Source organism: Aquabacterium parvum, from assembly GCF_001447195.1.
Taxonomy (GTDB): Bacteria; Pseudomonadota; Gammaproteobacteria; order Burkholderiales; family Burkholderiaceae_C; genus Aquabacterium; species Aquabacterium parvum.
The window spans coordinates 1-22,685 of the sequence record NZ_LFRI01000042.1; the positions used below are offsets into that span (position 1 = coordinate 1).

The 22,685-nt window shown below is 60.7% G+C and carries 24 protein-coding genes; 16 read left to right on the top strand and 8 right to left on the bottom strand.

Annotated elements, in window-relative coordinates; translation table 11 throughout:
• Positions 1 to 33: 33 nt before the first annotated feature.
• Positions 34 to 612 carry a hypothetical protein gene (locus ABG80_RS00545; protein WP_321166021.1) on the top strand — a complete coding sequence of 193 codons (579 nt, stop codon included), beginning with the start codon at positions 34 to 36 and terminating at the stop codon, positions 610 to 612.
• 74 nt (positions 613 to 686) lie between these two features.
• Here ABG80_RS00545 and ABG80_RS00550 read toward each other — a convergent pair whose 3' ends face one another.
• The 8 genes from ABG80_RS00550 to ABG80_RS21795 form a co-directional block, all read right to left on the bottom strand.
• On the bottom strand, positions 687 to 2,627 hold the full coding sequence (locus ABG80_RS00550; protein ID WP_058085852.1) for an LTA synthase family protein: 1,941 nt from the start codon (positions 2,625 to 2,627) through the stop codon (positions 687 to 689).
• Between the two features lie 217 nt (positions 2,628 to 2,844).
• Positions 2,845 to 3,354, bottom strand: coding sequence for a DUF4124 domain-containing protein (locus ABG80_RS00555; RefSeq protein ID WP_152987392.1), 510 nt, complete (start codon positions 3,352 to 3,354; stop codon positions 2,845 to 2,847).
• A gap of 76 nt (positions 3,355 to 3,430) precedes the next feature.
• The gene (locus ABG80_RS00560; protein ID WP_058085854.1) at positions 3,431 to 4,066 is read right to left on the bottom strand and encodes a hypothetical protein; all 636 of its coding nucleotides are present in this window, start codon (positions 4,064 to 4,066) and stop codon (positions 3,431 to 3,433) included.
• Positions 4,063 to 7,248, bottom strand: a complete 3,186-nt coding sequence (locus ABG80_RS00565) for a CusA/CzcA family heavy metal efflux RND transporter (protein ID WP_058085855.1) — start codon at positions 7,246 to 7,248, stop codon at positions 4,063 to 4,065. The genes ABG80_RS00560 and ABG80_RS00565 overlap by 4 nt, the downstream gene beginning before the upstream one ends.
• A gap of 18 nt (positions 7,249 to 7,266) precedes the next feature.
• On the bottom strand, positions 7,267 to 8,664 hold the full coding sequence (locus ABG80_RS00570; protein ID WP_058085856.1) for an efflux RND transporter periplasmic adaptor subunit: 1,398 nt from the start codon (positions 8,662 to 8,664) through the stop codon (positions 7,267 to 7,269).
• 11 nt (positions 8,665 to 8,675) lie between these two features.
• On the bottom strand, positions 8,676 to 9,974 hold the full coding sequence (locus ABG80_RS00575) for a TolC family protein (protein WP_083505682.1): 1,299 nt from the start codon (positions 9,972 to 9,974) through the stop codon (positions 8,676 to 8,678).
• Between the two features lie 110 nt (positions 9,975 to 10,084).
• Positions 10,085 to 10,462: a cation efflux protein, CzcI family gene (gene czcI, locus ABG80_RS00580; protein WP_058085857.1), complete on the bottom strand. Its 378-nt coding sequence runs from the start codon at positions 10,460 to 10,462 to the stop codon at positions 10,085 to 10,087.
• A 199-nt stretch (positions 10,463 to 10,661) separates the two neighbouring features.
• Entirely contained in the window at positions 10,662 to 10,871 is a 210-nt protein-coding gene (locus tag ABG80_RS21795; RefSeq protein ID WP_137839858.1) for a hypothetical protein, read from the bottom strand.
• Between the two features lie 161 nt (positions 10,872 to 11,032).
• Between ABG80_RS21795 and ABG80_RS00590 the strand changes: the two genes are divergently transcribed.
• The 15 genes from ABG80_RS00590 (at position 11,033) to traL (ending at position 22,676) form a co-directional block, all read left to right on the top strand.
• Positions 11,033 to 11,773 (top strand): winged helix-turn-helix domain-containing protein, encoded by a 741-nt coding sequence (locus ABG80_RS00590; RefSeq protein ID WP_281262567.1) that lies wholly within the window; start codon positions 11,033 to 11,035, stop codon positions 11,771 to 11,773.
• Positions 11,774 to 11,797: 24 nt separating this feature from the next.
• Positions 11,798 to 12,385, top strand: a complete 588-nt coding sequence (locus tag ABG80_RS00595; RefSeq protein ID WP_058085860.1) for a class I SAM-dependent methyltransferase — start codon at positions 11,798 to 11,800, stop codon at positions 12,383 to 12,385.
• 122 nt (positions 12,386 to 12,507) lie between these two features.
• A complete protein-coding gene (locus ABG80_RS21080; RefSeq protein ID WP_407638722.1) occupies positions 12,508 to 12,759 on the top strand; it encodes a TFIIB-type zinc ribbon-containing protein in 252 nt (83 codons plus the stop codon).
• Between the two features lie 110 nt (positions 12,760 to 12,869).
• Positions 12,870 to 13,226: a cation efflux protein, CzcI family gene (czcI, locus tag ABG80_RS00605; RefSeq protein ID WP_058085862.1), complete on the top strand. Its 357-nt coding sequence runs from the start codon at positions 12,870 to 12,872 to the stop codon at positions 13,224 to 13,226.
• A 248-nt stretch (positions 13,227 to 13,474) separates the two neighbouring features.
• Positions 13,475 to 13,759: a hypothetical protein gene (locus ABG80_RS21800; protein WP_133611161.1), complete on the top strand. Its 285-nt coding sequence runs from the start codon at positions 13,475 to 13,477 to the stop codon at positions 13,757 to 13,759.
• Positions 13,760 to 14,332: 573 nt separating this feature from the next.
• A complete protein-coding gene (flgB, locus tag ABG80_RS00610; RefSeq protein ID WP_230179382.1) occupies positions 14,333 to 14,863 on the top strand; it encodes a flagellar basal body rod protein FlgB in 531 nt (176 codons plus the stop codon).
• A 123-nt stretch (positions 14,864 to 14,986) separates the two neighbouring features.
• The gene (locus ABG80_RS00615) at positions 14,987 to 15,343 is read left to right on the top strand and encodes a DUF2946 family protein (protein ID WP_058085864.1); all 357 of its coding nucleotides are present in this window, start codon (positions 14,987 to 14,989) and stop codon (positions 15,341 to 15,343) included.
• A gap of 244 nt (positions 15,344 to 15,587) precedes the next feature.
• Entirely contained in the window at positions 15,588 to 15,956 is a 369-nt protein-coding gene (locus tag ABG80_RS00620) for a hypothetical protein (RefSeq protein WP_058085865.1), read from the top strand.
• Between the two features lie 136 nt (positions 15,957 to 16,092).
• The gene (locus ABG80_RS00625; protein ID WP_058085866.1) at positions 16,093 to 18,720 is read left to right on the top strand and encodes a heavy metal translocating P-type ATPase; all 2,628 of its coding nucleotides are present in this window, start codon (positions 16,093 to 16,095) and stop codon (positions 18,718 to 18,720) included.
• 33 nt (positions 18,721 to 18,753) lie between these two features.
• Positions 18,754 to 19,206, top strand: a complete 453-nt coding sequence (gene cadR, locus ABG80_RS00630; protein WP_058085867.1) for a Cd(II)/Pb(II)-responsive transcriptional regulator — start codon at positions 18,754 to 18,756, stop codon at positions 19,204 to 19,206.
• Between the two features lie 696 nt (positions 19,207 to 19,902).
• Positions 19,903 to 20,400, top strand: a complete 498-nt coding sequence (locus ABG80_RS00635; RefSeq protein ID WP_109036403.1) for a hypothetical protein — start codon at positions 19,903 to 19,905, stop codon at positions 20,398 to 20,400.
• Positions 20,401 to 20,598: 198 nt separating this feature from the next.
• On the top strand, positions 20,599 to 21,141 hold the full coding sequence (locus tag ABG80_RS00640) for a lytic transglycosylase domain-containing protein (protein ID WP_058085869.1): 543 nt from the start codon (positions 20,599 to 20,601) through the stop codon (positions 21,139 to 21,141).
• Positions 21,075 to 21,806 carry an OmpA family protein gene (locus ABG80_RS00645; RefSeq protein ID WP_083505684.1) on the top strand — a complete coding sequence of 244 codons (732 nt, stop codon included), beginning with the start codon at positions 21,075 to 21,077 and terminating at the stop codon, positions 21,804 to 21,806. The genes ABG80_RS00640 and ABG80_RS00645 overlap by 67 nt, the downstream gene beginning before the upstream one ends.
• Before the next feature lie 128 nt (positions 21,807 to 21,934).
• Positions 21,935 to 22,348 carry a hypothetical protein gene (locus tag ABG80_RS00650; protein WP_235513694.1) on the top strand — a complete coding sequence of 138 codons (414 nt, stop codon included), beginning with the start codon at positions 21,935 to 21,937 and terminating at the stop codon, positions 22,346 to 22,348.
• Between the two features lie 28 nt (positions 22,349 to 22,376).
• On the top strand, positions 22,377 to 22,676 hold the full coding sequence (traL, locus tag ABG80_RS00655; RefSeq protein ID WP_058085871.1) for a type IV conjugative transfer system protein TraL: 300 nt from the start codon (positions 22,377 to 22,379) through the stop codon (positions 22,674 to 22,676).
• The last annotated feature ends 9 nt before the right edge of the window (positions 22,677 to 22,685 follow it).

Sequence of the window (22,685 nt, forward strand, 5' to 3'; positions counted from 1 at the left end):
TGTGACGGGTGCTCATCTCGGTGCTCCAGCACCATGCGCACCGCGCGCTCGCGAACCTCGGGGGAATACTTCGAACTTCTCATCTTGGCTCCATCATCTCAAACGAGGGAGCCTCCTTCAAAGCCGGGGCGGTTCAAGATGACGAATTTGTCATCTTTGAGTTGGCCTTCTGTCGCCTGCATCTGCATAGGCTTTCACCTCCATAACCTTCAAGGACTGAAGATGAGAAAAGTGAACAGCCTGATTGCCTGCTCGATCCTGGCCATCAGTGCCAGCGCCTTTGCGGCGGATGGACACGAACACGGGCACGAACATGATCCGCTGCACGGCGGCGTGGTGGTGGAAGCCAGCGAGATGGACTTCGAACTGGTGGCCAAGGCCGACCTGATCAGCCTGTACGTGCGCGATCACGGCAAGGCAGTCAAGATGCAAGGTGCCAGTGGCAAACTGACCCTCATCAAGGGCACCGACAAAAACGAAGTGCAACTCGCGCCAGCGGGTGAGAAGCTGGAAGCCAAAGGCAGCTTCGACGTGAGCGCTGGCGCCAAAGCGGTGGCTGTCGTGACGCTGCCTGGCAAGAAGCCCGTCTCTGTTCGCTTTGCGCTGAAGTGATGCAAGCCCCCGAAGCTGGCCGATGAATCGGCCGCTTCGGGGCGAACGCAGGTCCTGATGCATTCGCTGGCCGCTCATTGTTGATGGGGGCAATTTGGCAGCTTCAATGCCCCCATCTTGAAGGACCTTGATGCCGTCTGATAGTAGGCGATCGCCTCATTCAACAGTACCGGATCCACTGCTTTGGGCGTCGTCTCCAGCGTCCGAGGATCGACCCTGTAGCTCTCCACCCGTTGCCGAGGCAGCAACACCGTGAGCGTGTTGCTTCGCAGGTAGCCAAGCGACTGATAGTTGCTGACGAAGACCCTTCTCAACGGCTCCTCTTCTTCGAAGAGACAGCGTCCAAAGAAGTAGTCGGCCCCCTTTTTCCCCAATAGCTCGACGATCGTGGGGGCCAGGTCCAACTGGCTGACCAGCGGTTCGTATACACCTGGCTTCAGCAGATCAGGCGCGAAGAAGATCAAAGGGATTCTGTAGCCATCCAGTGGCAATTTGGTCTTTCCCGCCACGGACGCACCATGGTCGGCGACGATGATGAACAGGGTGTCCTTGAACCAGGGTTGCGCACGAGCCCTGTCGATGAAGTCGCCGATCGCGAAATCGGTGTACTTGACGGCGCCGAGTCGCCCACCGGGCGAAGGGATGTCGATGCGGCCGGCGGGATAGGTGTAAGGGCGGTGATTGGACGTTGTCATGATGTGCGCAAAGAAAGGATTGCTTTGCGCCCTTCCCTCATCCAGCGTGCTCAAGGCCTGGCTGAACAGCACCTCGTCCGCCACCCCCCAGACGTTTTCGAAGACGATGGTGCGCTTGTCCATGTCCGTCCTGTCGATCACCTTGTAGCCGTTGCCCCCGAAATAGGCATTCATGTTGTCGAAGTAGCCGTACCCGCCGTAGAAAAAGTAGGGCTTGAAGCCTTGAGAGCCAAGCACTTCTCCCAGCGTGGCGAGGTGCTCGTTCTGAGGTCGGCGGACAATGGCCTGCCCGGGGACGGGGGGCGTTCCCAGCGACAGCGCCTCCAACCCCCTGACCGTGCGTGTTCCCGTCGCATAGGCGTGCGAGAACAGCAGTCCTTGCTTGGCGATCGCATCGAGCCGGGGCGTCAACCCTCGCGAGTCGCCGTATGCGCCAAGAAATGAAGCCGAGAGGCTTTCCACCGAGATCAGCACCACATTCCGTGGCCGCCGGGTGAAGGGCCATGCGTGGTTCGCGGCGCCCTTCAATGCCTGAGCAGAAAGATCGGACAGCGGTCTGCGCTGCATCCCCATGGTTTGAAGAATGCGGTCCGCCTCGCTTTGCGGCATTGTTCGATAAAAGCGATCGAAATCCAGCTCGTTCCGCCGCATGGCCGCCGCCAGCGTGAACAGACCGTTCCCGGAGATCTCGTCCGCATAGGCGTTGCCTGCCCCTTCCATCTGGTCCACGCTGACCGTGAACCCCGCGATCACGGGCAGAACCACACCCGCTGCCACCAGCTTGGCGCGCTGGATGCGCGTGATCTTGACGTTGTCCATGTTTCGAACGGCGCCCCGCAAGAACCAGACAATGAGACCAGCCACCACTGCGATGGCCGCCAAGACGGTTGGAACAGGATAGGACTGCCGGATGTTGCCGATCACCTCCTGCGTGTAGAGCAGGTAGTCGACCGCGATGAAGTTGAACCGTGTTGAAAACTCCAGCCAGAAGGTGACCTCCGCGCCGATGCCAAACAGCATGACGAAGACAGAAAACCACAACCACTTGAGCCGAAGCGTTCTATGCCAAAGGCTAGTTCTCCAGCGATTGGGCAGTACCGCCTCGTAAAGGCAAACCGGCGCGACCAGAAAGGCCAGCGTTGCCAAATCGAACAGAAGCCCCTTGGTCAGCACATAGGGCCAGAGATCGATGCCGACCTGCCCCGCATCCAATGTGACCAGCAGGCCGATGCGCAAGCAAGTGAAGGCCGCCAACCAGATGACGGCGACCAGCCAGGGAACGCCCATGGACCTGAAAGCATTCGTGGGAACTGAAAACATCTAAGGTGATCCTGATGTGTGTCGGGCGGGTATCGACCCTATTCCCAACACGTCTGACAAATGAACGAAGACGTGATCGTTTCAAGTTGAATGGCGATGGCTCACGCCACCGATGCCGATTGCTTGCCTCGGTAAGTTGCCTGGTAATGCATCTCAGCAAAAGACGCGACGACAATCTCGCCATGCTTTGACAGACCTCACAGGCATATCCGCGAGATCAATATCGAAGTGCGTCCCGTTCCTTGATCAATTTGTCCAACTTGCGCTGGGCCTGCTCCGTCTCCGAAGCCAACGAGCGCTGACGGCGGCCATACTGTGAAGAAAATCTACGGCCTTGCCGATCCCCCTCTACGACCTGGCGCCCGGCCTCCTGATCGGACCGACGGCCCCTGAGCTCTTCGTAGGCACTGGCAATCTTGTTGTCCAGATCCTTCAGCCGAAGAGATCGCGCAGCAGCGTCTTTCAGCAACTGCTCTCGCGTCATCGCAAGCGCGCGTTGCGCCGCCTCGGCCTGCTGCGGATCAGCCGGGTGAGGTTCGACAGATATCGCGTAAGACCGCTTCGCCTTTGCCTCGGGCTCGTCGCCATACACGACCTGCCCATTGGGCATGATCGACTTGTAGAGGATGCGTTCCTCGGCCCAACAGTAAGGGGTCATGCAGAGACATGCCAGCGGGATCAAGCTACTGGCGAGATGTCCAGGCACGCTTCGCATTGAATTGCTCATCCACAAGCTCCTTCTTCATTTCTCGCCATTGCAAAAGCTCGCGTGTTCAGACGCGCTATGCAGGCGAACCGCCAGATCAGGGAACCGTGCCTTCGCCACCAGTTTTAGTCGGTGACGGAACCGTACGATCCAGCGCGCGCAGAATCCGGCTTTCGTCGATCAGCGCACGCCCTTCCTGCCGCGACAAGCGAACAAGGTCGAATCTCTTCCCATACCTTCCACGCCTGCGTACTTCCAGCACAACGACATCACCTGCTCGCAGTTCCAGGGGAATGGTCGCGTCCACCCCCTCCTGAATGCGAACTTCGTGAAGCCCCGGCGAAACGTCCACGGCAACGACCGAATAGGGGATGAGGCTTTCCAGCGGCTGCCCATTCAACCCCAAAGGCACCAGCCCTTGGACGTCGCCGTCCCGCGCTCGAACGATCACCACCCGCCCCGCATCCGGCCGCAATGCCAGGTTGCGCACCTTGGCCGCGTCCAAGGACTTCGGTGACGGCCCCGGCACGCAGGTTCTCGTCTTGAGCATGGTGAAACATATGGGCTTAAGCCGCTTGGCCTCGTCCCTCTCGGGCAGGGCACAGCCTTGCAACACCGCGGCGAACAGCCCCAGCAAGACTATGTCAGGCGCATAGAACGTCGCGCGAGTGAAGGCACGCGCGCTCCCCTCACCGGGCCAAAGCCGGGGCCACCGGCCCCATGCTTTGGTCATGCAATCGCTCCATCCTCGTGTGCGTCAGGAGAGGGCTTGGTTTCGGTGGTCTGGGCGTCCTCTTCATCCTTTCGATGGACGATGCGGTAAAGCACAGGCAGCACCAGCAAAGTCAGCATCGTCGAGGACAGGATGCCCCCGATCACGACGGTCGCCAGCGGCCTTTGAACCTCCGCGCCCGTGCCGGTGGCCAGGGCCATCGGTACGAAGCCAAGCGATGCCACCAACGCGGTCATCAGGACCGGCCTCAGCCGCGTCAAGGCGCCCTCGTGGATGGCCTCGTCAAGCGACCGCCCTTCGTCACGCAAGTTGCGAATGAAGGAGATCATCACCAGCCCGTTCAGCACGGCCACCCCAGACAGTGCGATGAATCCGATGGCCGCCGAGATCGACAAGGGGATGTCCCGCAGCCACAGGGCCAGGATGCCTCCCGTCAGCGCGAACGGGATCCCGGTGAACACCAGCAAGCCGTCCTTCACGTTGCCGAACATGGCAAAGAGCAGCACGAAAACCAGCAGCAGCGAGACCGGCACGACGATCTGCAGGCGCTGCGTGGCGGACTGCAGGTTCTCGAACTGGCCGCCCCACACGGTCCAATAGCCCGTGGGGATCTTGACCGCTTCCAGCGCCTTCTGGGCATCCCCGACGAAGGTGCCGATGTCACGGCCACGCACGTTGGCGCTGATGACGATGCGGCGCTTGCCGTTCTCGCGGCTGACCTGGTTGGGACCAGGCGCCGAGTCGATGGAAGCCACCTCGGACAGCGGAATGAAGCGCGCGCCCTCGCCGTCTCCGCCCTTCAAGGCGATGGGGAGGCGCCGAACGGCTTCCAGATCCGTGCGGACATCTTCCGGCAGACGCACGACGATGTCGAAACGGCGGTCGCCCTCGAACAGCGTCCCAGCCTCCTTGCCGCCCACGGCCGTGGCCAGCGTGTCCTGGATGTCGCCGATGTTCAGGCCATAGCGCGTCGCCTTCTCGCGGTCGATGTTGATGGTCAGCATGGGCAGGCCCGTGGTCTGTTCCACCTTCACCTCGGACGAGCCCGGGATGCCTTGCAGCACCTTCGCGATCTGGTTGGCAGTGTTGTTGAGGACATCCATGTCATCACCGAACAGCTTGACCGCGACGTCACTGCGCACCCCGGAGATCAGCTCGTTGAAGCGCAGCTGGATCGGCTGAGAGAACTCGTAGTTCTGCCCCGGCAGTTTGGCGACCTCTTCCTGAACAGCGGCCAGCAGTTCGTCGCGCGTCTTGCGCGGCTCGGGCCATTTGTCCACCGGCTTGAGCATCACGTAACCGTCCGAGATGTTGGGCGGCATCGGGTCGGCCGCGATCTCGGCGGTACCGGTGCGTGCAAACACACGTTCGATCTCAGGGAACTTGGCCTTCAGATGGCTTTCCAGCTTGGTCTGCATGGCCACCGATTGGCTGAGGCTGGTGCCGGGAATCCGCAGCGCCTGCACCGCGAAATCGCCTTCGTTCAAGCTTGGCACGAACTCGCTGCCCATGCGGGAAGCCACCACGCCACAGACCAGGACGAGCACCGCTGCCGCCGTCAGCACGACAGGCTTGGCCCCCATCACCGTGTTCAGCATGGGCTCATACCAGCGCTTGGCGGTGCGGATCACTACGTTTTCGGTCTCCGACACCTTCTTGCCGATGAACAGCGCCACGGCAGCGGGGATGAAGGTGATGGACAGGATCATGGCACCCAACAACGCCGTCACCACGGTGAACGCCATCGGATGGAACATCTTGCCTTCCACACCGGCCAGGGCGAAGATGGGCAGGTAGACGATCATGATGATCAGCTGCCCGAACAGCAGCGGACGACGGGCCTCCTGCGAAGCCGCGAAGACTTCATGGAAGCGCTCGCGCAAGGTCAACTCTCGCCCGTGATGCGCCTGCGCATGCGCCAGGCGGCGCACGCAGTTCTCCACGATCACCACCGCGCCATCGACGATGATCCCGAAGTCCAGCGCGCCCAGACTCATCAGGTTCGCACTGACCTTCTGACTGACCATACCGCTGAAGGTGAAGAGCATGGAAAGCGGGATCACCATGGCGGTGATCACCGCGGCACGCATGTTGCCCAGGAACAGGAAGAGGATGGCGATCACCAGGATGGCGCCTTCCATCAGGTTCTTCTTCACCGTGGCGATCGCCTTGTCCACCAGGACGGTCCGGTCGTAGACGGTCACGGCATGAACACCAGCTGGCAGGGACTTGTTGATCTCCGCCATCTTGATGTCAACTGCTTGCGAGACCTTGCGGCTGTTCTCGCCAATGAGCATGAACACGGTGCCCAGGACGACCTCTCGGCCGTTGTCGGTGGCGGCGCCCGTGCGCAGCTCCTTGCCCTGCCCCACTTCTGCGATGTCGCGGATGCGGATGGGTACATCCGTCGTCTGCTTGACGATGATGCTGCCCAGGTCCTGGGTGCCACGCACCTGACCAGGTGCACGGATCAGGTACTGCTCGCCTTCGCGTTCGATGTAGCCGGCGCCAACGTTGCCGTTGTTGCGCTCCAGGGCATTGACCACGTCACCCAACGTCAGGCCATGCGCCATGAGCTTCTCAGGGCTGGGCGCGACCTGGTATTCCTTGGCATAGCCGCCGATGGAATTGATCTCGGTCACGCCCGTTACATTGCGCAGTTGAGGCTTGATGATCCAATCCTGGATTTCGCGCAGGTCAGTCGGCGTGTAGGGCGTGCCATCCGGCTTCTTGGCGCCGTCCTTGGCTTCGACAGTCCACATGTAGATCTCGCCCAGGCCTGTGGAAATGGGGCCCATGGCCGGCGTGACGCCTTCCGGCAGCCGCGCCTTGGCCTCCTGGATCCGCTCGTTCACCAGTTGGCGCGCGAAGTACAGGTCGGTGCCGTCCTTGAAGATCACGGTGATCTGGGACAGGCCGTAGCGCGACAGGGAGCGGGTCTGCTCCAGGCCGGGCAGGCCCGCCATCACTGTCTCCAGCGGGTAGGTCACACGCTGTTCGGTTTCCAGCGGCGAATAGCCAGGTGTCTGGGTGTTGATCTGGACCTGGACGTTGGTGATGTCCGGCACGGCATCGATGGGCAGCTTCTGATAGCTGAAGACGCCCAGGGCGGCCATACCGAAGACGGCCAGCAGCACAAGCCAGCGCTGCTCAATGGCAAATCGGATGATGCGTTCAAACATGATGGGTGGACCTCGTGCTCAATGCTCGTGCTCGGCCGAAGCCTTGCCGATTTCAGCTTTGATGACGAAGCTGTTCGTCGCCGCATAGCGGGTACCGGCGCTCAAGCCCTTGACGACTTCCGTGCGCTTGCCATCGGTGTGACCGACCTCCACAGGCTTGGCCTGGAATCCGCCCGGGACTTCGACGAACACGACTTGGCGGCCTTCCATGGTCTGCACCGCGCCAGCCGTCACGGTCACGGGTGCTTCCGTCTCGCCGGAAGTCACGGCGACATTGACGAACAGGCCGGGACGCCACGACAGGTCTGGATTGGTCAGCACCACTCGGGCGGTTGCTGTGCGCGTCTGCTCGCCAATCAGCGATCCAACGTAGGTCACGGTGCCCTTGGCCGTGGCTTCGAACGAACTGGATCGCACGGTAACCTTCTCGCCCACCTTCACGAGGTTCAGGTCCTTGGCGGGCACGTTGATTGTGGCCCACACGGTGGACAGGTCGGACAGGGTGAACACATTGGCGTCTTCCTTGACCGACTCGCCCAGAGCGATGTGCTTCTCGACCACGACCGCATCAAACGGTGCGCGCAGCTCGTAGCGATTCAATGCCCCAGCCGAAGGCGAGGCACCCAACGCCTTGAGCTTCTGGTTGGCGTTGTTGACCGCAATCTCGGCTTCGCGCAGGGCCTGGGTGGCCTGCAGAAGATCCATCTGCGGCGAGATCTTGTCTTCGAAGAGCTTCTTCTCTCGGTCGTAGGTGGTTTGCGCCAAGGTCAGGCGCTTCTGGGCCGCCTGCAACTCGCTGCGCTGTTCGGACAGCAACACGCTGGAAATGACCGCGAGGACCTGGCCCTTTTTGACCTGCTGCCCGAGGTTGGCCGACACCGATTCGACGACGCCACCGACACGGGGCACAACGTGTGCCGTGCGATCCTCGTTGAACTTGATCTCGCCGGACAGTTGCACCGTCGAAAGGATCTTGCCAGGTTGTGCCGCTTGGACTTCAACGCCCGCTGCTGCGATCTGCTGAGCATTCAGAGAGACAGGCTCTTCCTCGCCTTCCTCGTGCTTGCCAGCGTTGGCGGCGGCAGCGCCCTTCTCAGGAGCGGTTTCGCCTTCATGCTTGTCATGCTCCCCATGCTCCTCGGCCTTCTCATGGTGTTCCTTGTCATCGTGTCCCTTCGCCTCGTCGTGGCCGGACTCGGATTTCTTCTCGCCGTGGTGCTCGGCGTCGTCGTGTCCCTTGGCCTCGCCGTGACCGTGGCCATGGCTCTCCTCGGCCGCTTCGCCGGCGGGCGCGCTGGGAGACCGCGTCAGCACAAATGCGCTGACGCCCAACCCCGCCAAAACGATGGCGATGATGGCGATGAGTTGCTTTTGGCTGATGCGCCCAGCTTGGCGTTGTGATTTGGAGCGTGTCATGCAATGCTTTCTCATGGCTTGGACGTCGTCTGTTCTTCGCCGCTGGTCCCCAGCAGGCGATCAATGTTGGCGTTGGTGCGGTACAGCTCATTGAGCGCCCGCAGGTACTGGGCGCGAGCCTGGAGCAAGGTCCGTTGAGCATCCAGGGCGTCGAGGAAGCTGAACTTGCCCAACTCGAAGCCGGTCGTGGCGGCCTGCCACGCGCTCTCGGCGCCCGGCAGTACCTCGCTGCGCAGGACGTCCACCTCAGCCTGGGCGAAGCGCTGACGCTCCGTCAATTGCACCCACTCGGTCTCGACGCGGATCCGCGTTGCCTGGAAGTCCGCTTCGGCCTTATCGTGCAGGCGCAAGGCCTGAAGCAGGTTCCCCCGGTTGGTATCGAGCACAGGAATGGGAATGGCCAGGCCGATCACAGCCTGGTTGCGTCCGACCTGCTGATCCCGCTTGGCACCCAAGGTCAGGGTCACGTCCGGAACACGGCGCGCCTCCTCAAGCTCGACCATGGCTTGCCGCTTGTCGACCTCCAGGCGTGCCTGCCGCAGCACCGGCACATCTGACAACTGAGAAGCCTCCAGATTGCGAGCGGCTGGTTGGACACCCGATTGCCAGACCAGCGTCTGAGCACGAACGGCAGATGCTGGTCCCAGCAGAGCTGCCAGCCCTTGGCGAGCGGATCGAAGTTCGCTCTGCGCTTGAAGCAACTCCAGCCGGACACCAGCGTGAGCGACCTTTGCCCGCGTCTCGTCCACCGCAGAGACCTTGCCGGCCTGAACCCGCTTGGAGACCGCATCCGTGCCACGCATGGACAAGTCGACGGAGGCCTGCGCCAACTTCACCCGTTCCTGAGCGATGGCTGCGGCAAAGAATGCATCGGCCACATCCGCTCTGATCTGCGCGCGACGCCCTTCGATGTCCACGGCGGTTTGAGCCCGCGCGGCCTCGGCGACCGAGATCCGCGCTGAACGTTTACCGCCCAACTCGATGGGCTGGCTCAACTGCACCGTGGTCGTTCGGCTGTCTCGCCGCGTGTCTTCCAGCAGTGCCTGGACTTCAGGGTTGGGACGCGCACCCGCTTGAATGACGGCCCCTTCGCTGGCCGCCAGTTCCTGCTGATTCGCCACGATTTGCGGGCTGAACTGAAGCGCCAGCCTGATGGCTTCGCTCAGCGTCAGGGGCTGTGCCACGGGCACCGCCTTGTGCACGGCCTGCCCATCCGAATCGGACGGGCTAACTTGAGCAAAGGTGGTGGAAGAAAAAAGTGTGGCCGTGACCAACGCGAACGTTGTCATCGGCACCATGTGCCTGTACATCGAATTCTCCGGGTTGTGGGAACAACAACAAGAAGGAATCCGGCGAGAGAGGCCGTGGCCTCGCTATCTGAAGACAGGAAAAAAGCTTGCGCAGCAGCCGTCTCGCCGAATCAAACGGCGAGACGTATGTCGGGACGCTCGGGCCCCGCTGGAATGTTGGAGGCGTAGCCCTCGATCGAGTGGCCAAACCATTCCCTGCTAGACGCCACCTGGGGGGTGTGCGTCTCACTGACCGGCGAGGCAGCGCTCATGTGGCAGACAGTGCAGTCGTTGTCGGCACTGGCCTTCTTGTCGCTACCGCTCTTGTCCTTTGCGGCTTTATCGCCAGGGCGCTCCCCATGTTGCGGATCAAGATGGTTGTGCTCGTGGTGCCCGAAATGGCGCTGCGCGGCAGGGTTGCTTTCATGCTGACAATAGCTGGCCACCGCAGCCCAGGACATCTGGAGCGGAAACCAAATCAGCAGGAACAAGCAAAGCAATCGACGCATGGCGCGGCAAGTATAGGTTGAAAAAAATGCCTTGTGGATCAGAAATGAGTTGCGCCTGACAAATACACGTGAAGGAAGTTGCCTGGCATGTCCGTCGATAGAAGATCCAATCTCTTTGAATCCATTTGAATCCCTGTAGCGGCTACAGAGTCAATACCCTTCGCGAAGATTGTTGTGAATTTTTCCACAGGGCAATGAATCAAGCCTGTCTAGGTTGCTCGGTCTCGCTCTGAGCCACATGCCCGTCCACATTGCTGGCCTCCACACTGTGGGCATGCCGATCCGGCGCCGCTTTGGGATTGTCGACTTGGGGTTCTACGCCCTCGTCTTTGACAGCGTAGTTGCGCTGCGGCTCGCGATCTTTTTGAGGCTTCGCAACAGTCCTGGCATGTTTGGAAGTGGCACCCATGATGGCTCCTTTGCAATGACAACGAGTGTCATCGGCAAGGCATATGCCGATCTGGTTCGAATTGAATCCAATGTCATGCCAGACGCCAGAAGGCTGAAGCCACTATAGATTTTCCGGCTCCCAGCCTTTCAAGGCGGTGTCTTGAAGATTACATTTTCGTCATGTTTGGTTCAGGCCGGTATTCATCGGCACACTTCGCAAACATGACAAGTGTGCAGGCGAAGATATTGGTCGTCGAAAACGACATTAAGACTGGCGATCACTATCGCCTAGGTTTGAGCGAGGCCGGATTCGCCGTCGACCTTGCCAAAAGCGGCATCGAGGCGTTGAAACTGGCATCGCTGCAAATGTTCGATCTCTTGATCATCGACACCGCCCTGAAAGGCATGACAGGCTGTGAACTGCTGCAGGCGCTCCGGCGTCAGGATTCGTTGATTCCCGTGCTTTTCTTGAATGGACGCGACCATCATGAGTGCCGCGTCAACACGCTCCAGCGTGGCGTTGAAGACTTCCTCAAAAAGCCGTTCTCCTTCTCGGAACTCTTGTGCAGCATCAGGACCATCCTGCGTGGACGCACGGTCGACGCCAGCAGCCTCCCTTCGATCTGCATCGGTGATCTGGAGTTGGACCTGTTGCGCCGCCGCGTGCACCGTGCAGGGACCCACATCGATCTGACGCCCAAGGAATTCGGCCTGCTGGAACTTCTGATGCGTCGCCAAGGGGAAGTCCTTCCGCGATCACTGATCGCCTCCCAGGTATGGGACATGCCCTTCGGGAGCGACACCAACGTCATCGATGTGGCCGTGCGTCGCCTGCGACTCAAGATCGATGAAGGGCAAGAGACGAAGATGATTTTCACGGTGCGAGGCATGGGCTACATGCTCGAAGCGCCCGAACAGTGACCGCATTCGAGGAACAAGAGCTTGATGTCGACCACAGGCAATTTCTACGAGGACAAGGCGGAGGAGTATTTTTCCCTCACCTTCGATGCCGACACGTCCGCACCCAGGGAACGCTTCCTGGCGAAGCTGCCTCGACGAGCACGTATCCTGGATGCGGGTTGCGGTTCAGGCAGGGATCTTCGCGCCTTCAAGCGTGCAGGCCATGTCGCTCTTGGAATCGACTCCTCAGTCGCCATGGCCAGCCTCGCTTATGCCTACTCTGGCGTCGAATGCATGGTGCTTCGTCTCGAAGACATTGCCTTTGAGCGCAGCTTCGATGGCATCTGGGCTTGCGCTTCCCTGCTCCACCCGCCAAGGGCGCAACTCGTTCCAGTACTGATGCGCCTGCACCAAGCACTCGTGTTTGGCGGAACGTTGTTCCTTGCTCTTCAAGAGGGACAAGGAGAACGCTGCATCGAGGATGGGCGACACTATGTGTACTACCGTCTCTCGGAGGTTCTAAACGCCCTAGGTCAGGCTGGTTTCGAAGCAAGCGAATCATGGCTGACAACCAGCTCCCCTCTTCTCTATGGCACGCCACATTGGATCAACGTCCTTGCCATCGCCAGTTGATATGAACCGTGCATAAGCCAAGGCTAATGCAACTTCAAGGTTTGATGCGCTGAATTGACACCGTCTGATCAAAGAAAGGAATCTTCATGCAATGCCCCGCTTGCAAAACCGTTCAACTTGCGATGAGCCATCGCGAGAACGTCGAAATCGATTACTGCCCGCAATGCAGGGGCGTATGGCTGGACCGAGGAGAGTTGGACAAAATCATTGAACAGAGCCAGCGCGACCCCGTGTCGACGCAGGCCCACATGGATCCCGGCATTTCGACAGGACGTGGTGAACACCATGGTCGGCGTGAACATGGCGGCGGCCATCAAAAGTCTGGTCATGGCTCCAGCCATGGAGGCAGTTTTCTGAGGAGACTGTTCGATTGATGTGCTGGCATTGCCGGAGCGATTTTGGTGACGGGAATAGTGGGCATCTGCATGCTCATGTCTCGTCATCCATCCTTGGCACACCCATTTGATGGTGATACATTTTTGCGATGCGCCGCCTGATTGCCATTTTCTTGTTGTTGATTGTGCCGCTGCAGCTTGGATATGCTGCGGCCGCGGCCTATTGCCAGCACGAGACTGGCAGTGCGGCCGGGCATTTCGGGCACCATGCGCATGAACACAGGGCGCAGGTAGGAGCCGATCAAGACAATGGCAAAGGCAAGTTGTCATTGCAGCTTGACCAGGATTGCGGCCTCTGCCATCTCCAGATGCCCCAGCTGCTGCCCCAGCACACCACGGTGACACCGACCTCCGTCGAGACTTCCCTCTACCGTGCACCGGTGATTGCGTATTCCTCGGCCGATCGCCGCCGTCTCGAACGCCCCAATTGGACATCCTCGCTGTAAATCGGCGAGCAGTTCGTCCATTCCTGGCTTCCATACGCTTCGAATGAATCCGTCATGAACTGACGGCTTCTGCTCGTCGAATTCCTCCCATCACGCTTGGAGAATTCGATGCGAAGTTCATTGGCCGTGCCCATGTTTTGCCATGGCAGACGCGGTAGTGCCCACCTGCCCTTGATTGCATCCATCCAGACAACGCCCGTAGCCACCGGAGCGCAGCGGCCAGTCCTGCGCGCGCAAGGGGCCCTTACATGACCACGCCCTTCACCCACAAGGAGTTGGGCCTGGTGTGGTTGGCTTTGGGACTGTGTGGGGTGCTTGCACTGCTTCTGTTTGCCTGGTGGCTGGCGCATCACCCTCCCAAGGTGACACCAACCTCACAGCCCAAGTACACCGATGCTCTCCGGCATCGACTGAACGGCAAACGATTTTCGGAACGGCAAGCGCCACCGAATTCGACCGGCACGGCATCGGGTACTCATGGTCAGCCGCCCGCTGGAAAACAAGACGGCAAAGCCAAAGGAAGAAGGCCATGAGCATACGTTCCACCCGTTTGTGGATGGCATGCCCCTCACTCCCTGAGCAAATGCCATGAGGTACACGACGCTCCGATCCTTCGGCTCCTTGCTGTGCATCCGGGTCGTGGCTGCGCGTCTCGCTGCCAATGATGAAGCTCCGTTTACGGCCCATTCATGGCGCGCGCCGGAGGTGGCAGCCCAGGTTCAGCCTTCAGGATCCAGCACCACATCAGATGAACTGATGCGCGCGGTGGTCTCCTGGCTGGTCTGCGAGTTGATGCTCCAACGCTCAGCCCTGCACTTCCGATTGTGCGGTCAAGCCATGACCGCCGGCCTGCACATCGCGCGTGCCACTTTGAGCTGGGATGGTCCGCACGGCAGGCGCAGCGCGGCGGTAAGCCCCCACAGCGGTTTGCTCGGCCCTCAAGGCATTTTCGAGCTACCTCCAGAAACCAGGATCACCGCCGTGTTGCACCTCCAGGGCCGCCGTCCAGTGACTGTCAGGTTTGTGCTACCGCCAAACCGACCTCCTTGTGCCTGCTGAGCATCAATCTTCGATCCGGCATCCGATTCAACACCAGAGACCGCATCATGATCAAACCCATCTCCATGAATCTGCCACTGCCCTCCACGCCGGCGGTGCCATCGCCCCGCTTGACGCCTCCAGTGGTTCCACCGACGAATCCTTCTGGGGAACAGGAGGAGGACGGTTTCAAAGAGCACGCGATCCTGCTGCGTTCCAAGAGGCAGGAAATACTGGCTTCCAACATCGCGAACGTCGATACCCCTCACTACCAGGCCAAAGACCTCGATTTCCGGACCAGCCTGCGGAACGCCGTGAACAACCAGCGCTCAGAGGGCACCGATCCCAGTGACCTTCGAAAGACGGCCGCGGGACACTTGTCGCAGTTGCCGCAACCATCAGGAAGCATATTCAACAGCACGGTGGCGCTTGTCTACCGCGTTCCGCTCCAGACCAGCCTGGACAGCAATACCGTGGACATGGACGTCGAACGTGGGCAAATCGCCGACAACGCCATCCGCTATCAGTTGGCCTTGCAGGCCTATGAGGATGAGTACAAGGAATTCCGGCAAGCTTCGATGACGGGAGGGACACGCTGATAGCGCTTGACTCTGTGCCCACTACAGGGTTTCTAATGCAGGTACGCGCTGACATGGCTTGTTGACTGCCTGTCCGCTTGGCCTTTCAGCACCATTGTTCGCCTTTCCCTATACTGCCCAACCATGCGCCGCTGGCTGATCTTGTTCCTGGTGTTTGTCCTTCCGCTCCAACTCAGTTGGGCGGCGGCTGGCATCGCCTGTGCGCATGAGACCGGCCCTGCCGCCGACCACTTCGGGCATCACGTGCATCAGCACCAGGACAGTGGCAAATCGGTGGAGCACGGAAAGTCAGTTGCCGACAAAGGCCAGGCCGATACAGATTGCCCATACTGCCATGTGAGCGTTCCAACGCCCGTCGTGGAGTTCCATTTCTTTGATGCTCCGCTGACCAGCTCGACCGCCTTGCCCGAACCGCTGTCCTGGCGGGCATGGGTATTCGAAGAGGCGCCCGAGAAGCCCAACTGGCGTATGCCCAGTTGATCCAGCTGAGCGCTCTTCCCCGCTGAAACCAACAGCCTCAAGCTTCCCGCGCCGCTGGATCCACCAGTTCTGACTTTGTTCAACTGGAGGACTCGATGCGCCATGTGCCATCACCCACTGATTGCCCTGCCTTGTCGGCCACCCTCCGGGACTGCTCGGAGGACTACTGCCGCGCTCGAAACGCTTCTCATGCGCCGCAGGCAATCCTGGTCCTCCGTAGATCCCTCTATCTGGAGTACCTCTCATGATCAAGTCACTGACTTGGGTATCACTGCTTCTGGCCCTGCTGGCGTCTGGATGCGCCAGCATGGACACCGACACTTACGGCCGCAAGGAAGGCTGGCGCAGGGCCCGTGTGGTCGAAGTGGGCGGCATTGAATCGCCCATGAAGACCCTGCAGACGGACTGCCGTTCGGAACTGGGTCCTAACCCGCCCTACACCCGGTTTGCCGTTGTTTCCTACAACGTGCGCGGTAGTCCAAGGAACAAGGCCCGGCGAATCTCGGCCATTCCCAATGATTTGGACCTCCAGGCCGACGACCTCGTCTTCGTCAACATTCAAAACTGCTTTGCGCCGTTGCGCAAGCGGGATGCGTTGGGTAACACCCCATGAGATGCCGGCCATGGATTCAACTCATCCCTGGGAGCGTCCTGATCAAGGCCGCTTCCCCAGGATACGGCTCGTTCATCGCTTATGCCCAAGGGCGCGTCTCTGATTCCGCTTCCATCAAAAAAGAAAGGTCGCGAAAATGACCCAGCCTCAAAAGCTTCGATTGGAAATCCCACTGTTGCTGCCCAGTCTCCCGGACATCAGGGATCGCTGCGTCAAGCTCCTGATCCAGACACTTGAATCGCGTGAAGGCATCGCCGCTGCTCACGTCGCTGATGCGGCCACCGGGGGCACTCCTGAGCTGTGCATCCACTACGACCCAGATGTCATCTCCCTGGGCAAAGTGCGTGACATCGCACGTGGGGCTGGCGCCAAGTTAACTGATCGTTTTGGCCACATGCTTTTGCGAGCGGGAACGAAACATCCCCGCGCAGCCCGAACTTTGACGGCAAAGCTCAAGGTCCTGAAAGGCGTCGTCGAAGCCGAAGTCAATGCCTCGGGTTCCGTCCGCATCGAGTTCGATCGGGAACAGGTCGAAGAGAAGGATTTGCGCACGATGCTCAGCGGCTTCGGCATCGAAGACCGCGCCTCTCTCTCGCCTGGTTCATCAACGTCCATCAAGGATGATGGACATGACCATCAGTCCCATTCCCATCCCGAAAAGCTCGCATCGGTGTCCGACCACACAGATCATGCGCACGAGCATGGTGACGGCCATGATCATTCGCATGGTGACGAGAAGCACGGCAAGCATGCATCAGGTGCTCATGAAGGCCATGACCATTCCGGTGGACTCTTCGGTGAAAAAACAGAACTGATCTTTGCCGCGATCGCGGGAGCCTTGCTGCTGGTCGGATGGGTGCTGGAATCACAGAAGCTGGCCACGGAAACCGTGAGCATGGCCTTCTTTGTGATGGCCTATCTGTTTGGCGGCTACTTCACCTTGCTGGAAGCCATCGACAACATCAAGGCCAAGCGCTTTGAGATTGACATGCTGATGTTGGTGGCCGCCGCTGGCGCAGCCGCACTCGGGCAATGGTTCGAGGGTGCCTTGCTGCTGTTCCTGTTCAGTATGGGGCACTCGCTTGAGCATTACGCCATGGGCAGGGCCCGCAAGGCGATCGAGGCGCTGGCCAAACTCGCCCCTGAAGTGGCATTGCGTCGGCGCGACGGCAAGAAAGAAGAAATCGCCGTGGCCCAACTGCAAGTGGGCGACACCGTCGTCGTGCGACCGAACGAACGGTTGCCCGCGGATGGCTTCGTGGTCTTGGGCGAAAGCAGCGTCAATCAGGCTCCCGTGACAGGCGAAAGCGTTCCGGTGGACAAGCGGCCTGTCCAAGACGCGCAGGCCGCGTTGCAAGGCTTCGACAAGTTGCCGCCGCAGCACCGCGTCTTCGCAGGGACCATCAATGGCTCGGGCGCGCTTGAAGTGGTCGTTGCGCGGCAGGCCAGCGAATCGACCATGGCACGCGTCGTCAAACTGGTCACGGAGGCTGAAACCCAACGCTCCCCTACTCAGAACTTCACTGAAAAATTCGAACGCGTCTTCGTGCCCCTCATCCTGGCGCTCGTGGGTTTGCTGCTGTTCGCATGGGTTGTCGTTGACGAGCCCTTCTCCGCGAGTTTCTACCGAGCCATGGCGGTGTTGGTTGCTGCCAGTCCCTGCGCGCTGGCCATTTCGGTTCCCAGCGCTGTACTCAGCGGCGTGGCCCGCGCGGGTCGAGGTGGGGTCCTGGTCAAAGGCGGTGGCCCGCTGGAGAACTTGGGCACGCTCACGGCCATCGCCTTCGACAAGACCGGCACGCTGACCGAAGGCAAGCCTCGCCTGACGGATGTCGTGGCCGCTCAAGGCGTCGACGAGAAGGAATTGCTGTCCATCGCTTTGGCCGTGGAAGAGCACAGCGATCACCCGCTGGCCTCCGCCGTGGTGGAAGGCGCCAAGCAGCGGTTGGGTGATGGCCATGCCGCACCCCAGGTCCAAGGCCTGGAAAGCATCACTGGCCGAGGTGTGAAGGCACGAATCGGTGGCGACGAGGTGTACATCGGCAAGCCGGTTCTGTTCGAAGAACTCAAAGGCGAAGCCGTACCGGCTGACTTGAAGACGGCCAATGAACGCTTGGTGGCCGACGGCAGGACCACCATGATCGTGCGACTGGGCGGGCGCTACCTCGGTGCGCTGGGCATGATGGACACGCCTCGGCCAGTTGCTGCTGAAGTGATGAAGTCCCTGCAGAAACTGGGGATCGAGCGTCTGGTGATGATCTCCGGAGACAACCAGAAGGTTGCCGAATCCGTTGCCAAGAGCGTGGGTCTGACGGAAGCGCGGGGCGACCTGATGCCGGAAGACAAGGTCAAGACGATCATGGACCTCCGGTCGAGCGCTGGTAAGGTCGCGATGGTGGGCGACGGCGTCAACGATGCGCCTGCCATGGCCAATGCCACGGTGGGCATCGCCATGGGCGCCGCTGGCTCGGATGTGGCTTTGGAAACAGCCGACGTGGCGCTCATGGCCGATGACCTGACCCAGTTGCCCTTTGCCGTCGGCCTGTCACGCCAGACGAGTCGCATCATCCGCCAGAACCTTTGGGTGAGTTTGGGCGTGGTGGCTGTGCTGATTCCGTCCACGATCCTGGGTTTGAAGATGGGCACGGCCGTGCTTTTCCACGAAGGCTCCACCCTCCTGGTTGTCATCAATGCGCTGCGCCTGCTGGCATTCAATCAGCCGGAATCGCTGACACCCGTCCCGTCCGACACCCCGAAGGCTTAAGCCACTGGCTTTCATCAAACAGAGAGGCGTCCAATGAAAATCGGCGATCTTGCCAACCTCACCGGCACCCAGGTGGAGACCATCCGCTACTACGAAAGGGAAGGACTCCTGCCCGAGCCCGCGCGCACGGCCACGAACTATCGCATCTACGATGTTGAGCACGTTGAGCGACTGGCCTTCATACGGCGCTGCCGCTCCCTGGACATGGGCCTCGACGAAGTTCGTGTCTTGCTTGGACTGAAGGACAAGCCCTCCCAGAGTTGCGAAGATGCCAACCGTGTGCTCGATGAGCACCTTGGTCATGTCACCCAGCGAATTGATGAGCTGGTGGCCCTGAAGGCACAGTTGGAGAGCTTGCGTTCCCAGTGCGGTGAGGCCAAGGAATCAGCCGACTGCGGCATCCTAAAAGAACTGAGCAACGGGAATCAACAGCCCTCGCAAACCGGCCACCAGCACATCGATTCGGTACATGGCCTTGGTAGATAGCCCCTCTCCCACGCCTCCCGCAGAAACTATAGGGTGGCGCAGAAGCGTGGTGCTTTGCATTTGGCAGCCAGTTCACGCTGAAATGCGCTCGGGCTCTTGGCTGTCCATGCATTTGTTGGCGTCGCCGCCATTCAGAGGCTTTTCTCGTTGCTGCATGGCTGGTCCAATCTCGTAGAACCGGATCTCGCCACCACCCTTGAGGTGTCGGTCAGATGGCCCATTTGCAGTGCATGAGCCATTGGCCTTGCCGGCGTCTCCACGCCGCGCGCATTGACAGAAATGCGAGCGCCCTCCCCGAATTTGAATGGGAAAACTGGCTACTTGCACATGGCAACGCTTGCTCTATGGCCTGGGCACACCCGTGCTCAGGCCACATCGCCGCCAATCCCCTTATCATTTGGCTGCTGCAGGTTCGTACCTCGGCCCGGCGTTTCCTCCCTGAGCCGGTGGCGCACCGTGATGACAGCGATGCGTCTTGTGCTCGCTGATCACCCGCTGATCGGCGGGCTTTTTTTTGTCTCGCGGAAATTGAACTCCTCCATCTTGGCCGTACCGCGTCAGTACTCGCTATGAACTGGAGCCGAAATCCCCATGACAAAGCCCGCATTCACCCGTGACCATGCTGTACCCTGGCCCTAATCTGTACTCATGCGCTCATCCGAGCGATTGCCGAATCAGAGAACAGAGGTACGCACCATGCTCACCGCTGCACCGCCCGGATTTCAGGACTCTCGACACACCGCAACAGTGGAATCCCAGCCGTCCGACGTCATCGAAACGCGGCTGTGGCTGGAAGAACATGTCTGGCTTTATGGCGTGCTCAAGTCCGATCGCAACGTCGGCCCGATCTTTCGATTTCCTGACCTGATCAGTGCCTGCGTCTCCCAGGTCTTCTCCGGCCCCGAAGCGGCAAGACAGATCTTCAGCTTTCTCGGAACCGAGCTTGTGGCCCGCTCGCCCAATACGCCTCGTCGTCGGGAAGCCATGTGGCGACCGCAGTACGACTTGCTCCTTGAGTTGCAGCGCTCACCCGCCAATCGGCACCCCAACCCGAAGTTCCAGCTCGACCACTTGACCACCGCCTGCGTGGCGCTGTGTCAACAGGCGGATGAGACCGGCGCCAGCGTCCTTCAACAAGCTCGCATCAACATGGCACAGCGCTTCCGTCCAGAGCACGCCACACAGACCCGCTGAGGCCATCGACCGCCCAGCGCTCTGACCAGCACATGGCATGAAGAATCTCCAAACGATTCACGTGCCCTGACCACGCCAAGGTCGTCCAACCACGGCAGACCTGAACAAGACCTTGATCGGCACCGTGCCGGTCTCACCCCATCCGTCCCGCCGCGCAACGTGCATTGGCGGATTCATCGGTCTTGTTTGGAGTGCGCCATGCAATGGGGTCCCTTGTCTGGATGTCTTGCGCTGCTGAGCCTGCCGGCACACGCCCTGGCTTGCTGGGACGAGGCGGCGCATCGATATGGCGTGTCATCGCAATTGCTCTATGCCGTTGCAAAGGTCGAGTCGCACCTCAATCCAAATGCAATCAACCTCAGCCACCGCCAACGCACGGGCAGCTATGACATCGGGCTGATGCAGATCAACAGCTCGAACCTGCCTGCGCTGGCACGGTTCGGCATCACCGAAAGCGACCTGTACAGCCCTTGCACGAACATCCATGTGGGCGCCTGGCTGCTTGCCCAAACCCTGGCCAAGCAAGGGCTGACCTGGGATGGGGTGGGTGCCTACAACGCAGCGTGTACCCAACTCAAGGGAGTGGCCTGCCAGAGCGCACGCAGACGCTACGCCTGGAAGGTCTATCGGCAGTTGCACGCCTCGGCAATCCAGTCCCCACAGCCAACCGCCGTATGGCCGCAGAGCCGATCAGAGGCAAAGCAGCCCCTCTTCATCCTTGCCGCTCGGGTGTCGCCATGACGCGGGTACAGGACCTCGCCATGACCAGCGCCTCGGCAGCGGTGATTCTGTTTGCCTTCTCGTCTTGCACCTTGCCCGCCAAGCAGGGCCATGCAACCGCGATACCACAAGCTAAGCGGAACGCCTCACACATCGCGCAGCTTGAACGTGGCCGCGACGCGTACTTTGCCCAGTGCGTCGAGCCTGCCTGTCCTACCACCACACCCAAAACGCTGGCTGTGGCCGATGCACAGCCGCAGCCTTCGATGCGAGGCAACGCGCGCGCCCTTGCATCCGTCGCGCCAACTGAAGTGACCAAGCCTGCCCCGCTGCACAAGCCTCAGGTGCTGGTCCTGGAGTTTGCAACCGACAGTGCGGTGCTGACACCTGTACACCGGACCCTGCTGAACAGCGCAGCCAAAGCCCTGGGACGTGCCCAGCGTGTGCTCATCGTGGGACGCACCGACAACGTCGGCCCTGATGCGCCCAATCAGGCCATCGCGCTAGCTCGGGCTGATGCCGTTCGAGATCACATCAAGCGCATCAGTCCCTCACACCCCAATGACATCCGCATCGATGCCAGAGGCCTGTGCTGCTACATCGCCAACAACGACACACCTGAGGGCCGAGCGCGCAATCGTCGCGTTGAGGTCGTGTTCACTGCCTCATCCGAGGGGGTGCCATGACACGCCGATGGCCCTCGCCCGTGAGCCCGTTCGCCCACCGCATCCCCCTCCTGAAGCGTGCCCGCACGTTCGCAGGATCGCCCCCGCCTGCGTCAGGCCTTGACGCGCAACCCAGCCAGGAGATTCCCATGCGCACAGCCATCATCCATCCCTTCACCCCTGTTCGCCCCTCTGTCCAGGTGGACGGCCAGCAAAGCCGTCAATCCAACGCCAGTGACGCCAGCAAGCCCACGCACAAGCGCTGGCGTGTGGCCTCGGCGCTGGCCATGCTCGCCCTGGGCGTGGGCCTGTCCATGCCCGGCTTCGCCCTCGACCTGGTGGCATTCACCGGCATCACCGGGCCGCTGACATCAGCCCTGGCGCAGATCTCCGCGCTGGGCCCCAGCGTCAAGGCCCTGGTCGGCTTCGTCGGTTTCGTGGTCGCCCTGATCTCGCTGTCAGCCCTGCGCAATTTCGGGCCGGTGCTGTTCTACGTGGGACTGGCCATCTTCGGTGCGGTGGGGCTGGTGATCGCGGGCGCCATCATGGGCGCGGTCGTCTGAGCTCAGCTCAAACCTGCAGGAGCCTGACATGCAAGCCGACACCTACATCCCCCGTCGCCTGGATGACCCCTGGAAGATCGGCTTCTGGGACATCGATGTGGCCGCCCCGGTGATCTTCTTTTTCTTTGTCGGCTACCTGGCGGGCACCAAGCTGGCCTTTGCAGCCTGCGCGGGTGCGGGGATCTTCCTGTCGCGCTGGATCGCCCGCATCAAGGCCGACAAGCACCAGGCCTTCGCGATGCACTGGCTGTACTGGCACCTGCCACCCAGCCCCATGACCGCGATGCGCGCCACCCCGCCCTCGCACATCCACCGCATGGTCGGCTGAGCCTGGAGC